The following is a 13,095-nucleotide window of genomic DNA, read 5'->3' as shown; positions in this document are numbered from 1 at the left end:
GTAATGCCCATCATAATACGCTAAAAACCAGACGCCCGATGGCAGGCGTCTGGTTTTATTAACCGACCCGTTTTACATCGCCAACCAGCAAAATGTACGAGCAGGCACCAATCAGCGCGACCGCTGAGATATACACCAGCGCTGGCGCAAATCCGTAGCCCTGCGCTAAATAGCCCACCACCAGCGGTACCGTAATCCCACCCAGGCCGCCGACAAAGTTAAACACTCCGCCCGTGAGGCCAATCAAACGCATCGGCGCGAGTGAGGAAACCAGCGACCAGGTGATGGATGCAAATCCGTTGCCAAAGAACGCCAGCGCCATCAGCGCCATAATCCACACCGGATCGTTGGTGTAGTTTGCGCCCATAATGCAGGTGGAAATGAGCAGCCCGCAAATGATCGGCGTTTTACGCGCCACGCCCAGCGAATGCCCACGCCGCACCAGCCGATCGGCGACCCAACCTGATAACAGCACCCCGAAAAACGCCGCCAGGAACGGCACCGTTGTCATAAACCCGGCTTTTAACGCGGTGATGCCTTTTTCCTGGGTGAGGTAATTCGGGAACCAGGTCAGGAAAAACCACAGCGTCGAGGTTACGGCAAACTGGCCTAAATAGACGCCCAACAATTTGCGGTGGAAAACCAGTTTCCAGTCGGCACGGGTCAGCGGCGTGCGCGATTTTTTCTCTGCCGGGGCATCGCCATCCACCAGACCGCCGCCGTCGCGGATGTACTCCAGTTCCGCCTGGTTAACGCCTTTGCTACGACGCGGCGGCTGATAGACTTTTATCCAGATAAACGACCAGATAATGCCGATCCCGCCGGTGACAATAAACACCCAGTGCCAGCTCAGCAGTTCCTGGATCCAGATGAGCAGCGGCGTCAGGAATGCCAGGCCGACAAACTGCCCGGAAGTATAAAAGCCCACTGCCGAAGCACGCTCATGTTCCGGAAACCAGCTGGTCACCATGCGGTTATTGGTAGGAAACGCTGGCGCTTCAAATATGCCCGTGATGGCGCGTAAACCTATTAACGATAATAATCCCGTCGCGAAACCCTGAAACAGGGTCGCCACCGACCAACCGAGAATGGCGATAAAATACGTTAAGCGCGACCCGACGCGATCTAAAAACCAGCCGCCGGGGATCTGGCATAAGGTATATAACCAGGCGAAGGCGGAAAAGACGTAGCCCATTTCCGCTTTGGTAATGCCGAATTCCTCCTGAATATGGGCAGAAGCCACCGCCAGATTGGCGCGGTCGACATAACAAATCACGACGGTAATAAAGATCATGACCAGCGTCAGGTAGCGGCGGCGCGTAGGTTTTGCCGCAGATACGGAAATATCCATGATGTTCTGTCTCCAGATTTTGGCATGACGAGGACCCTCACCATGCCCTGTGAAATACAGAGGGTGATGTATCGAATTATTTTTTTACGGCTATTACTGAGGCGTTTTTATTTCACTTTCGCTGAGCGCGTCATTACCACTCCGCGACGCTGCCATCGGCATGTCGCCATAATGGATTTCGCCAATCAGTTGCGCTTTTACTGCGTGCAATAACCTGCTCCTCGTCGATTTCCACACCGAGCCCTGGTTTCATTAACGGTTGGAAATAACCGCCGTCCATTGCGAAGTCTTGTTTATTTTTAACGAAATCGAGCAGTTCTGCGCCCTGGTTATAATGGATGCCCATACTTTGTTCCTGTAGCACGGCATTGCGGGAAACAAAGTCGATATGCAGACACGCCGCCAGGGCAATCGGGCCGAGCGGGCAGTGCGGCGCCAGGCCGACGTCGTAAGCTTCTGCCATCCCGGCGATTTTAAAGCATTCGGTAATACCGCCCGCGTGGGACAGATCCGGTTGCAGAATAGCAATGCCGCCCGCTTCCAGTACCCGCTTAAACTCAAAGCGCGAGAACATGCGTTCGCCTGCGGCAATCGGAATAGGGGTTTGGGCAGCCAGGCGCGGATAATATTCCGCCTGCTCGGCTAACACCGGCTCTTCAATAAATAACGGGCGGTACGATTCGAGTTCTTTAATTAATATTTTCGCCATCGGCGCGCTGACGCGACCGTGAAAATCCAGGCCAAATTCGATGGTATTGCCAAAGGCTTCACGAATTTGCGCCACAGTGTTGACGGCGGCATCGACTTTGCGGGAGTCATCAATAATGCCTAATTCTTCGCAGCCGTTTAATTTAAAAGTGTCGAAGCCAATTTTGCGCAGTGTTTCAATACCGGCAATCACTTCCGCCGGACGGTCGCCGCCAACCCAGCTGTAGGCTTTAATTTTATCGCGCACCAGGCCACCCATTAACTGCCATACCGGGGCATTTAATACTTTGCCTTTAATATCCCATAACGCCTGATCGATACCGGCAATGGCGCTCATTAAAATCGGGCCGCCGCGATAAAATCCGCCGCGATACATAATTTGCCACAGGTCGTTGATACGCGCCGGGTCCTGGCCAATCAGCATTTCACCCAGTTCATGCACCGCTGCCTCAACCGTGCGGGCGCGGCCTTCAATCACCGGTTCGCCCCAGCCAACAATGCCTTCATCGGTTTCGATTTTTAAGAACATCCAGCGGGGTGGTAAGCGGTATGTGGTGAGTTTGGTTATTTTCATTTCACTGCCTCTCGATACGCATTAATAAATGCTTGTGCTTGTTCCTCGGTACGGCTGAGCGGCTGCCCTGCCCGGTAAAGATCGCTGCCAAGACCCGCGCCGATACACCCCGCGTCCAGCCACTGCGCCAGGTTCTCGGGGGTGACGCCGCCAACGGCGAACACCGGTACATCAGCAGGCAATACGGCTTTCAGCGCTTTGATGTACTCAGGCCCAAAGGCCGAAGACGGGAATACTTTCAGCGCCTGCGCGCCCGCATCCAGCGCCGCGAACGCTTCCGTGGCGGTGGCGCAGCCGGGGCAAACGGTCATGCCGTATTCCACCGCGCGCTGGATGACGCCAGCGTTGATGTTTGGCGTGACGATCAGTTTGCAGCCCATCTGCGCCAGCTGGACCACCTGCTCCGGTTGCGTCACCGTGCCTGCGCCAATCAGGGCTTTATCGCCATACATTTCCACCATCGCAGGGATGCTCTGCTGCCAGTTCGGCGAATTAAGTGGAATTTCTACTGCCTGAAAACCTGCGGCGATAATCGCACCCACATGCTGTGGGGCTTCCTCCGGGGTGATACCCCGTAAAATCGCGATGAGGGGAAGTTCAGTTTGCCATCGCATGGGCAATGCTCCTTATACCTGCCTGAAAAGCGTTGTCGCCTTCAAGCGTGCGGGCGGTAAATCCCAGCCGCGCCAGAGCGCGCTGATAGCGGGCGCACAGCTTAAGATTGGCGACCAGAGTGATGGGCTCAGCTTTGGCGGGTTGATAGTGGCGCAGCTGCGTGGCCACCTCGTTGCCAATCAACAGCCCGGAAAGAAAGTCGCTGACGTGGGCGCGCGGCAGCGTGCCGAGAACGTGGGAGGCACGGACCTCAAACAGACGCGTGATGATGGCGTCATCATGGATACCCTGCTCCAGGCCGGCGTCAAACGCGGCAAGATCCTCCTGCTGTTCGCCAATGCCGACGCCCACCAGCGAATGGGAGAGCAGCAGGTGATGCAGTTCACCGGTCATCACGGTGCGAAAATCGAGTATGCGTTCAGCATCGGCCTGCACCCATTTGCAGTGGGTGCCCGGCATGATGTACAGCGATGCGGGCGCTAATGCGGCTGCGCCGATAAGCTGGGTCTCCTCACCACGGATCACGTTATGGTTATCGTCACGGTCCACGCGCAGGCCGGGAATAATCCACACGTTGGGGATAACGGCGGTAAGCTGATCGCCAATCGCGTTAAATGCGACAGGGCAAGGCAGATAGGGCGCGTTGATCCACCCGGCATTGCTGCCGACCATCCCGGCCATCAGAACCGGCGTATTTGCCTCGCGCCAGCCTTCGGTAACGCTATTTAGCACCGCTTCCGGCGTCTGGCCGTTCAGCCGGGTGACGCCGCTGGCAGATTGTCGGCTATCGAAGCATTCTCCGTCCTGGTACAGCCAGGCGCGAAGATTGGTTGACCCCCAGTCGATAGCGATATAACGAGATGTCATGTGATTTCCTTAAGCCGGCGTGTAGAGCTGGCGATCATATTCAGCGCCGCCTGTTCGGCCGCGTTGCCGTCCTGATGACGGATGGCGTCGAATAACGCTTTGTGCTCCTGAAGGGTCTTCGGCATGTTGGCCTCATCGCCCATCCAGGTCCGTTCAAATACTGCGCGCTGCAATGAGCTGATCGCCACATTCAATTGCTGCAAAACCGGGTTATGCACCGAGGCCAGCACCGCCTCGTGATAGCGAATATCCGCCTCGTTAAAGGCGTCGCGATCCTGATTGTTGGCGATCATGTCATTCAGTGCCGCTTCGATTTGCGCCAAATCGCTTGAGGTGGCGCGCTCGGCGGCCCAGCGGGCGATGGCCGGTTCCACCAGGTTTCGCACTTCGCTCATGGCGCTAATCAGGCGCGGGTCATAGTCGTTTTCCAGCACCCATTGCAGCACCTCAGTATCGAGGTAGTTCCACTGGTTACGCGGCGCGATAAACGCCCCCCGGTAACGCTTCATTTCTACCAACCGTTTGGCAATCAACGTGCGAAACACTTCTCGGATGATATTGCGCGAGGTTTCGAACTCCTCACACAGGTCCGCTTCTGCGGGCAGCGCCGCACCCGGTACATATTTACCGCTCACAATCTGGCGGCCCAACGTAATCGCGATGCGATCGGTTTTGGTCAGTGTCATGGCTTTTCCCTGGTAATCCACACATCCCTTTACTTTACCGTGACCGTCGGTTTCCGCCTCAATTTTGAAGTACAAACGTGAAGCAAGTTGCCATGATGACAACAACAATGTAGTACAACATTACATTGTTGTACTACAATTTAGATCACAAAAACAACAATTCGCGATCGAGAGTGGATCGGGACATCAGCAGGCGATTCATAGAAGGGGAAGGAAAAGCGTCAGAGAGACAGGCCGCCGGGAGAGCGCCAGGCGGCGGGATACGAGGCGGTTATTGCAGGACGAACTTCTCAATGGCGTAGGCCACGCCGTCTTCAAGGTTGGTTTTGGTTTCAAAATTCGCCACGGCTTTGACGGAATCAATCGCGTTACCCATCGCCACGCCGAGTCCGGCGTATTCAAGCATCGCAATATCGTTTTCCTGATCGCCGATCGCCATCACCTCTTCCGGCTTGATATTCAGCGCATCCGCCAGCGATTTCACGCCGGTGCCTTTGGTGACGCGTTTATCGAGGATTTCCAGGAAGTACGGCGCGCTTTTCAGCACGGTGTACTTTTCTTTCACTTCAGCCGGGATGCGCGAAATGGCTTTGTCGAGCACCGCAGGCTCATCGATCATCATGACTTTCAGGAATGTCATGTTCGGGTCCATTTTCTCCGCTTCGCAGAACACCAGTGGAATGGTAGCAACAAAGGATTCATGCACCGTGTAGTAGCTGATATCGCGGTTGGCAGTGTACAGCGTGTTACGGTCGAGGGCGTGGAAATGCGAGCCGACTTCGCGGGAGAGTTTTTCCAGATAACGATAATCGTCATAGCTCAGCGGCGTTTGCGCCACGGTACTGCCGTCGCTGGCTTTTTGCACCAGCGCGCCGTTGTAGGTGATGCAGTAGTCGCCCGGCTGCTCCATGTGCAGTTCTTTCAGATAGCTATGAACCCCTGCGTAAGGGCGGCCAGTGGTGAGAACCACGTTGACGCCCTGCGCGCGCGCCTTTGCGATAGCGTCTTTAACACCGGGCGAAATGGTGTGATCGGGCAGCAAAAGCGTGCCGTCCATATCAATTGCGATGAGTTTTATCGTCATAGGGTTCTTTTGAGGTAGTGGGTTTGGTTCATGCTAACGCGATTCCGCTCAAAAAACAGCAGGGAAGAAGGGATAAAGGGGGACAGGAATACAGCACAGATTCCTCTTTTGCTGACAGGGATGATGATTTGCATTTGAGGTGACAGGTCTTATCAATGGTTACTTTCGCTTACTGAGAAATAGAATATTGATCATTTATATATAACAAAATTTAACCCTATCCTCTGCAACGATTGAACCCTCCATTTTTTATTTTACCGTAAAGTGGGTTTTGTAATTTACATGAGAGATAAGCTAAACCTCAATACAGTAAATCGCTTATGTTTATTACAGTTGAAAATACATTCACTATAAATCATTATTTATAATGTAAGGATTTAAAAATGGCAGAAATTGAACATGATATTTCCCTTGATGGTGAAGGGACAGCAAATAACCCGTTAAAAGTAAAGGTTTCAACAGCGCAGTCAAATATTTTATCGGTAGATGCTACCGGTGTTTATCTCTCTGGTACGCACCGTATTATTCCTAAGTTTACTGCGGGTACACTCTGGGCTCTTTTTAATCCCGTCAAAACGTTTCCCGATGGATCTATTTTGCTTCGTGATACCATGACGCTTAAAAATCCACAGCATACTACAAGTATGTCAGGCATTAGCCAATACTCGACATTTGATGTATCACTTGGGCAATATTTCCTGGATGAGAAGGGTAACCCTATTAATACACAAATATCAGCAAAATATTCTGCTACGTCTACGAGTGAGATCACTGCAACAGTTACTGTTATTATGTCCGCAATGCCTACAGCGGCTTACGACATCTTTAATGATACACCGTGGCCGCCATCTCCAGATGCAGGGAAAAATTTTGCTATTAAATTTTTTGGGATCGTTGGTTATACTCCATCCCAAATGTCTCTGGAGTAATATCTGAGAGATTAGAAAATATTTATTTTTAATATAGCTCAGCAAAAAACAACCTGTTAATTATAGTTTCATTATTATAAATATATAAAAGCCCGGTACGCTTTCGCTACCGGGCTTTTTTTAATGATACTATTAAATATCGATATTCGCCGCTTTCAGGGCGTTCTCTTCGATAAAGGCGCGGCGTGGTTCAACTGCATCACCCATCAAAGTGGTGAACAGCTGGTCGGCGGCAATCGCATCTTTAACGGTAACGCGCAGCATACGACGGCTTTCCGGGTCCATGGTGGTTTCCCACAGCTGTTCCGGGTTCATTTCGCCCAGACCTTTATATCGCTGGATCGCCAGGCCACGACGCGACTCTTTCACCAGCCACTCCAGCGCCTGTTCGAAGCTTTCTACCGGCTGACGGCGTTCGCCGCGCTCGATAAACGCATCGTCTTCAATCAGGCCGCGCAGCTTCTCGCCGAGCGTGCAGAGACGGCGGTATTCCGCGCCGATAACAAACTCGTTATCCAGAACGTAATCAGTATCGACGCCGTGAGTACGCACGCGCACCACCGGCTCGAAATGATGCAGTTCCTGGTTTTCACGGATATCGTACTTCCATACACTGCCGTGAGTTTCGTTCTCGTTCAGCACGGTGATCAGCTGGGAAATCCAGCGGGTCACTTTAGCTTCATCAGACAGATCCGCTTCAGCCAGCGTCGGTTGGTACACCAGCTCTTTCAGCAGCGCGCGCGGGAAGCGGCGCTCCATGCGGTTGATCATCTTCTGAACAGCGTTGAACTCGGCCACCAGCTTTTCAAGCGCTTCACCCGCCAGTGCTGGCGCGTTGGCATTGGTATGCAGGGTAGCGCCGTCCAGCGCGATGGAAATCTGGTACTGATCCATCGCGTCATCATCTTTGATGTACTGTTCCTGTTTGCCTTTTTTCACTTTGTACAGCGGCGGCTGGGCGATATACACGTGGCCGCGCTCAATGATTTCCGGCATCTGGCGATAGAAGAAGGTCAACAGCAGGGTACGAATGTGCGAGCCGTCGACGTCCGCATCGGTCATGATGATGATGCTGTGATAACGCAGTTTATCCGGGTTGTATTCGTCGCGGCCAATGCCGCAGCCCAGCGCGGTGATCAGCGTGGCCACTTCCTGAGAGGCCAGCATCTTGTCGAAGCGGGCTTTCTCCACGTTGAGGATTTTACCTTTCAGCGGCAGAATGGCCTGGTTCTTACGGTTACGCCCCTGTTTGGCAGAGCCGCCCGCCGAGTCCCCTTCCACCAGGTACAGTTCAGAGTGGGCCGGGTCGCGTTCCTGGCAATCTGCCAGTTTGCCCGGCAGACCGGCCAGATCCAGCGCGCCTTTACGACGGGTCATTTCACGGGCGCGACGCGCCGCTTCACGCGCACGGGCCGCATCAATAATTTTGCCGACCACGATTTTGGCGTCGCTCGGGTTTTCCAGCAGGTATTCGCTCAGCAGTTCGTTCATCTGCTGCTCAACCGCAGATTTCACCTCGGAAGAGACCAGTTTGTCTTTGGTCTGGGAGGAGAATTTCGGGTCCGGCACTTTCACGGATACCACGGCAATCAGGCCTTCACGCGCATCGTCGCCGGTGGCGCTAACTTTGGCTTTTTTGCTGTAGCCTTCTTTGTCCATGTAGGCGTTCAGGGTACGGGTCATCGCCGCACGGAAGCCTGCCAGGTGCGTACCGCCATCACGCTGTGGAATGTTGTTGGTGAAGCAGTAGATGTTTTCCTGGAAACCATCGTTCCACTGCAGCGCCACTTCCACGCCGATGCCGTCTTTCTCGGTGGAGAAATAGAAAATGTTCGGGTGGATCGGCGTTTTGTTCTTGTTCAGGTACTCAACAAACGCCTTGATGCCGCCTTCGTAATGGAAATGGTCTTCTTTGCCGTCACGCTTATCGCGCAAACGAATCGAAACGCCGGAGTTCAGGAAGGAGAGCTCACGCAGGCGTTTCGCCAGGATCTCATATTCAAATTCGGTTACGTTGGTGAAGGTTTCCAGGCTCGGCCAGAAGCGGACCAGGGTCCCGGTCGCCTCGGTATCCCCCGTTACCGCCAGCGGCGCTTGCGGCACGCCGTGTACGTAGGTTTGCTGGTGAACTTTACCTTCGCGGCGGATCACCAGTTCAAGTTTCTGGGACAGGGCGTTCACTACCGATACGCCTACGCCGTGCAGGCCGCCAGAGACTTTATAAGAGTTATCGTCGAACTTACCACCCGCGTGGAGCACCGTCATGATCACTTCTGCCGCAGACACCCCTTCTTCCGGGTGAATGCCAGTCGGAATACCACGGCCATCATCCGTTACAGAAACGGAGTTATCGGCATGGATGGTGACGACGATGTCTTTACAGTGTCCGGCGAGCGCTTCGTCGATAGCGTTATCTACCACCTCAAATACCATGTGGTGCAGACCGGTGCCGTCATCCGTGTCGCCGATATACATACCCGGGCGCTTACGCACCGCATCCAGCCCTTTCAGGACTTTGATACTCGAGGAGTCATAGGAATTCGACATCAACGTTTCTCGCTCATTAGTTCTTGGGTTAATCCGTTATTTTACCCTGTTCCACGGCGAACATCTTCGAATTTTTGTCCGCCATATCCATCACATGTTCTGCACTTATCGCACTCACAAAGACTTGTGACTGAGTCGCCTTTAAGCGGCTCGCCAGCAGGCCGCGACGTGCATCATCCAGTTCAGAGGCAAAATCATCTATCAGGTAGAGACAGCGGCGTCCGCTCTCTCGGGTTAAAAACTCACCCTGCGCCAGGCGCAACGCGCACATCAGCAGTTTGAGCTGCCCGCGGGAGAGCGTGTCCTCTACCGGGGCGCCGTCGGCACGGATCCGAAAATCCGCTTTATGAGGCCCGTGCGCGGTGTAGGTCAACATTCTGTCGCGCTCAAAATTGCGCACCAGCACGTCGGCATAATCGCTCTCTTTCTCCCAGCCGCGCTGGAAAGAGAAGGTAAGCGTGAATTCAGGTAAAAATTGCTGGCAGGTATCTGCCATATCTTCGGCGATGGCGCGGCTGTAATCACTGCGCCATTGGCTGATTTGTTCGGCCAGCGGGATCAGTTCTTTATCCCACGGGCGAAGCTGTTCGTAGCGGGTGACCTGGCGCAGCGCGGCGTTACGCTGCTTGAGCAGCCGCTTTAAATTGCTCCAGGCGACAAAGAAACCCGCCTGATTATGGAAGCATCCCCAATCCAGGAACGCTCTACGGTATTTGGGGCCGCCGCCGAGCAAAGTAAACCCCTCAGGGGTAATTAATTGCATCGGCATCATCAGCGCCAGTTCCGCCACTTTATGGCCGTCGGTGCCGTCAATGCGCACTTTGCTGTCGCCTTCACGGTCTTTAGTCAGGCCGATGGCGGTCTCCCGCTCGCCCTCTTTTAAGCGCCCGTGCAGCACAAACGCATCCTGTTCGTGGCGGATCACCCGGCCAATCTGCAAGCTGCGAAACGCACGGCCATGACCGAGCGTATAGATCGCTTCCAGCACGCTGGTTTTGCCGCTGCCGTTAGCGCCAACCAGGAAGTTAAAGCCGGGAGAGAGTTGGAGATCCGCGCTTTCGATGTTGCGGAAATTTTTAATGAGAAGACGCGTCAGTGACATATATGGGTTTCTTCGGGCCTGGGCGTAATCGGCGCAGCCAGTTTCAACGCGGACTGCGCGCAGACCCTGGAGCGTACACGAAGTACGTGACAGGGGCGAGCACAGCCCAGGTTGAAAATGGCAAGTAAGATAGCCCGATATTTTCCACTACAGTCTCATGGGCATAACAACGTAAGCCGCGCTTTGGCTGGCTGCATCTTCAATCTGCACACTCGACACCGAGTCCGTCAGCAGAATGCGCACGTTCTCGCACTTAAGCGCATTCAGCACGTCCAGCACGTAGCTGACGTTAAAGCCGATCTCCATCTCGGAGCCCGCGTAAGTTACGTCGAGGATCTCTTCGGCTTCTTCCTGTTCCGGGTTGTTAGCGGTAATTTTCAACTGGTTTTCGCTGACATAAAGACGCACGCCGCGGAACTTCTCGTTGGAGAGAATGGCCGCACGGGCGAACGCCTGTTTCAGCAGGTCACAGCCCGCGTCCAGGTGTTTGTCCGGGTTCTTCGGCAACACGCGACGGTAATCCGGGAAACGACCATCCACCAGCTTGGAGGTGAAGATATAGTCGTTAACGTGAGCGCGAATATTGTTGCTGCCGATCTGAATGCGCAGCGGGCTATCGCCGCCGTCGAGCATACGCATTAGCTCAAGCACGCCTTTACGCGGCACGATCACCGAATGGTTCGGCAACGGTTGGCCAACCGGCATCGCACATACCGCCAGGCGGTGACCATCAGTCGCCACGGTACGCAACTCTTCGCCTTCGGTTTCAAACAGCATGCCGTTCAGGTAGTAACGCACGTCCTGATGGGCCATAGAGAACTGGGTGGCTTCGATCAGGCGCTTCATGGTGGCCTGCGGGAGCGTAAACTCTACTTCGCTCTGCCAGTCGTCCAGATTCGGGAAGTCCGCCGCAGGCAGCGTAGAGAGCGAGAAACGGCTGCGCCCGGAGCGCACCAGCATTCTGTCGCCTTCCAGCGTGACGGCGATTTCCGCCCCTTCCGGCAAGCCACGGCAGATATCGAAGAATTTACGCGCCGGCACGGTGGTCGCGCCCGCCTGATGCGGTAACGACAGCGCCACGCGCGCGATCATCTCCATTTCGAGATCGGTCCCGGTCAGCGAAAGGGTCCCGTCCGTTACCTGCAACAGCAGGTTTCCGAGGATCGGTAACGTCGGACGGCCGCCTAACGGGCCGCTAACCTGCTGGAGCGGTTTTAATAAATGTTCACGTTCAACGGTAAATTTCATAGCGTCACGAAGATAATGTTCTGATTAAGTTGGAGAAATCTTCTTTGATATCATGGCTTTCTTCACGCAACTGCTCGATTTTACGGCAGGCATGGAGAACCGTGGTATGGTCACGGCCGCCAAACGCATCGCCGATTTCCGGCAGACTGTGGTTGGTCAGCTCTTTGGCCAGCGCCATCGCCATCTGGCGCGGACGCGCTACCGAACGGGAACGCCGTTTGGAGAGCAGATCCGCCACCTTAATCTTGTAATACTCCGCCACCGTCTTTTGAATATTGTCGATGGTGACCAACTTTTCCTGAAGCGCCAGCAAATCGCGCAGGGCTTCACGCACGAAATCAATGGTGATCGCCCGCCCGGTAAAGTTGGCGTTGGCGATAACGCGGTTCAGCGCCCCTTCCAGTTCACGCACGTTGGAGCGCAGGCGCTTGGCGATAAAAAACGCCACTTCGCCCGGCAGACGAATATCGTTCTCGTCGGCCTTTTTCATCAGGATCGCCACGCGAGTTTCTAGCTCAGGCGGTTCAATGGCAACTGTCAGCCCCCATCCGAAGCGCGATTTCAGACGATCCTCCACCCCGTTGATCTCTTTTGGATAACGATCCGAGGTAAGAATGATCTGCTGATTGCCTTCCAGCAGGGCGTTAAAGGTATGGAAAAACTCTTCCTGTGAACGCTCTTTATTGGCGAAGAATTGAATATCGTCAATCAGCAGGGCGTCCACCGAACGGTAATAGCGTTTGAACTCTTCGATGGCGTTGTTTTGCAGCGCTTTCACCATGTCCTGAACGAAGCGTTCAGAGTGCATATAAACCACTTTGGCATTGGGTTTACGCGCCATGATGCCGTTGCCGACCGCGTGCAACAGGTGGGTTTTACCCAGGCCGGTGCCACCATAAAGGAACAGCGGGTTATAAGCGCCGCCAGGATTATCTGCCACCTGACGGGCCGCCGCGCGCGCCAGCTGGTTAGATTTACCCTCAACGAAATTATCAAAGGTATGTTTTACGTTAACGTTGGAACGGTATGACGGTTCTGCAGGCGCGGGCACGTTATCCCAGGCCGGACGTGCCGGCGCGGCAGGCGCAAGCTGAGCAGGCTTAGCCTGGCTTGGCGGGATGGCATTACTGCGCACCACGGGCTTGGTTCCCACTTCAAAACGCAGCAGCGGGGCATCGGCACCGCAGAAATCATTCAGCAGCCCATTAATATTATTGAGGTACTTATCCCTGACCCAATCGAGCACGAAACGGTTTGGCGCATACAAAGCCAGCGTGTTGTCGCTCAGTTCCGCCTGTAGGGGGCGTATCCACATACTGAATTCTGTGGCTGGTAACTCATCCTGCAATCGGGCAAGACACTGCTGCCAAAGCGAAAGTGACAC

The 13,095-nt window shown here is 54.3% G+C and carries 11 protein-coding genes; 1 reads left to right on the top strand and 10 read right to left on the bottom strand.

The window, feature by feature from the left end:
- Nucleotides 1-58 precede the first annotated feature (58 nt).
- The 6 genes from ACVV26_RS00055 to yidA form a co-directional block, all read right to left on the bottom strand.
- Nucleotides 59-1,351, bottom strand: a complete 1,293-nt coding sequence (locus ACVV26_RS00055) for an MFS transporter (protein WP_474799422.1) — start codon at nt 1,349-1,351, stop codon at nt 59-61.
- A gap of 133 nt (nt 1,352-1,484) precedes the next feature.
- On the bottom strand, nt 1,485-2,633 hold the full coding sequence (gene dgoD / locus ACVV26_RS00050; protein WP_474799421.1) for a galactonate dehydratase: 1,149 nt from the start codon (nt 2,631-2,633) through the stop codon (nt 1,485-1,487).
- The gene (locus ACVV26_RS00045; RefSeq protein WP_474799419.1) at nt 2,630-3,247 is read right to left on the bottom strand and encodes a 2-dehydro-3-deoxy-6-phosphogalactonate aldolase; all 618 of its coding nucleotides are present in this window, start codon (nt 3,245-3,247) and stop codon (nt 2,630-2,632) included. Before ACVV26_RS00045 ends, dgoD begins: the two co-directional genes overlap by 4 nt.
- Complete coding sequence (locus ACVV26_RS00040; RefSeq protein ID WP_474799418.1) at nt 3,231-4,115, bottom strand: 2-dehydro-3-deoxygalactonokinase; 885 nt, start codon at nt 4,113-4,115, stop codon at nt 3,231-3,233. Before ACVV26_RS00040 ends, ACVV26_RS00045 begins: the two co-directional genes overlap by 17 nt.
- Nucleotides 4,112-4,801, bottom strand: a complete 690-nt coding sequence (dgoR, locus tag ACVV26_RS00035; RefSeq protein ID WP_474799417.1) for a D-galactonate utilization transcriptional regulator DgoR — start codon at nt 4,799-4,801, stop codon at nt 4,112-4,114. The genes ACVV26_RS00040 and dgoR overlap by 4 nt, the downstream gene beginning before the upstream one ends.
- Nucleotides 4,802-5,072: 271 nt before the next feature.
- Complete coding sequence (gene yidA / locus ACVV26_RS00030) at nt 5,073-5,885, bottom strand: sugar-phosphatase (protein ID WP_474799416.1); 813 nt, start codon at nt 5,883-5,885, stop codon at nt 5,073-5,075.
- 383 nt (nt 5,886-6,268) lie between these two features.
- Between yidA and ACVV26_RS00025 the strand changes: the two genes are divergently transcribed.
- Complete coding sequence (locus ACVV26_RS00025) at nt 6,269-6,814, top strand: hypothetical protein (protein ID WP_474799415.1); 546 nt, start codon at nt 6,269-6,271, stop codon at nt 6,812-6,814.
- 132 nt (nt 6,815-6,946) lie between these two features.
- Here the strand turns inward: ACVV26_RS00025 and gyrB are convergent, their stop codons facing one another.
- From gyrB to dnaA, 4 genes are all read right to left on the bottom strand, one after another.
- Nucleotides 6,947-9,361 carry a DNA topoisomerase (ATP-hydrolyzing) subunit B gene (gene gyrB / locus ACVV26_RS00020; protein ID WP_474799414.1) on the bottom strand — a complete coding sequence of 805 codons (2,415 nt, stop codon included), beginning with the start codon at nt 9,359-9,361 and terminating at the stop codon, nt 6,947-6,949.
- A gap of 28 nt (nt 9,362-9,389) precedes the next feature.
- A complete protein-coding gene (gene recF, locus ACVV26_RS00015; RefSeq protein WP_474799413.1) occupies nt 9,390-10,463 on the bottom strand; it encodes a DNA replication/repair protein RecF in 1,074 nt (357 codons plus the stop codon).
- A gap of 147 nt (nt 10,464-10,610) precedes the next feature.
- The gene (dnaN, locus tag ACVV26_RS00010; protein WP_474799412.1) at nt 10,611-11,711 is read right to left on the bottom strand and encodes a DNA polymerase III subunit beta; all 1,101 of its coding nucleotides are present in this window, start codon (nt 11,709-11,711) and stop codon (nt 10,611-10,613) included.
- A 4-nt stretch (nt 11,712-11,715) separates the two neighbouring features.
- A complete protein-coding gene (gene dnaA, locus ACVV26_RS00005) occupies nt 11,716-13,095 on the bottom strand; it encodes a chromosomal replication initiator protein DnaA (RefSeq protein WP_474799411.1) in 1,380 nt (459 codons plus the stop codon).

The sequence above is a fragment of the Atlantibacter sp. MEI4A-1023 genome (assembly GCF_056155425.1).
This window is presented reverse-complemented; position numbering and strand designations above follow the sequence as displayed.

Bases quoted from the DNA above. Each gene is read 5' to 3' on its own strand.
- ACVV26_RS00055 (WP_474799422.1), bottom strand. From the start codon at position 1,351: ATGGATATTTCCGTATCTGCGGCAAAACCTACGCGCCGCCGCTACCTG.
- dgoD (WP_474799421.1), bottom strand. From the start codon at position 2,633: ATGAAAATAACCAAACTCACCACATACCGCTTACCACCCCGCTGGATG.
- ACVV26_RS00045 (WP_474799419.1), bottom strand. From the start codon at position 3,247: ATGCGATGGCAAACTGAACTTCCCCTCATCGCGATTTTACGGGGTATC.
- ACVV26_RS00040 (WP_474799418.1), bottom strand. From the start codon at position 4,115: ATGACATCTCGTTATATCGCTATCGACTGGGGGTCAACCAATCTTCGC.
- dgoR (WP_474799417.1), bottom strand. From the start codon at position 4,801: ATGACACTGACCAAAACCGATCGCATCGCGATTACGTTGGGCCGCCAG.
- yidA (WP_474799416.1), bottom strand. From the start codon at position 5,885: ATGACGATAAAACTCATCGCAATTGATATGGACGGCACGCTTTTGCTG.
- ACVV26_RS00025 (WP_474799415.1), top strand. From the start codon at position 6,269: ATGGCAGAAATTGAACATGATATTTCCCTTGATGGTGAAGGGACAGCA.
- gyrB (WP_474799414.1), bottom strand. From the start codon at position 9,361: ATGTCGAATTCCTATGACTCCTCGAGTATCAAAGTCCTGAAAGGGCTG.
- recF (WP_474799413.1), bottom strand. From the start codon at position 10,463: ATGTCACTGACGCGTCTTCTCATTAAAAATTTCCGCAACATCGAAAGC.
- dnaN (WP_474799412.1), bottom strand. From the start codon at position 11,711: ATGAAATTTACCGTTGAACGTGAACATTTATTAAAACCGCTCCAGCAG.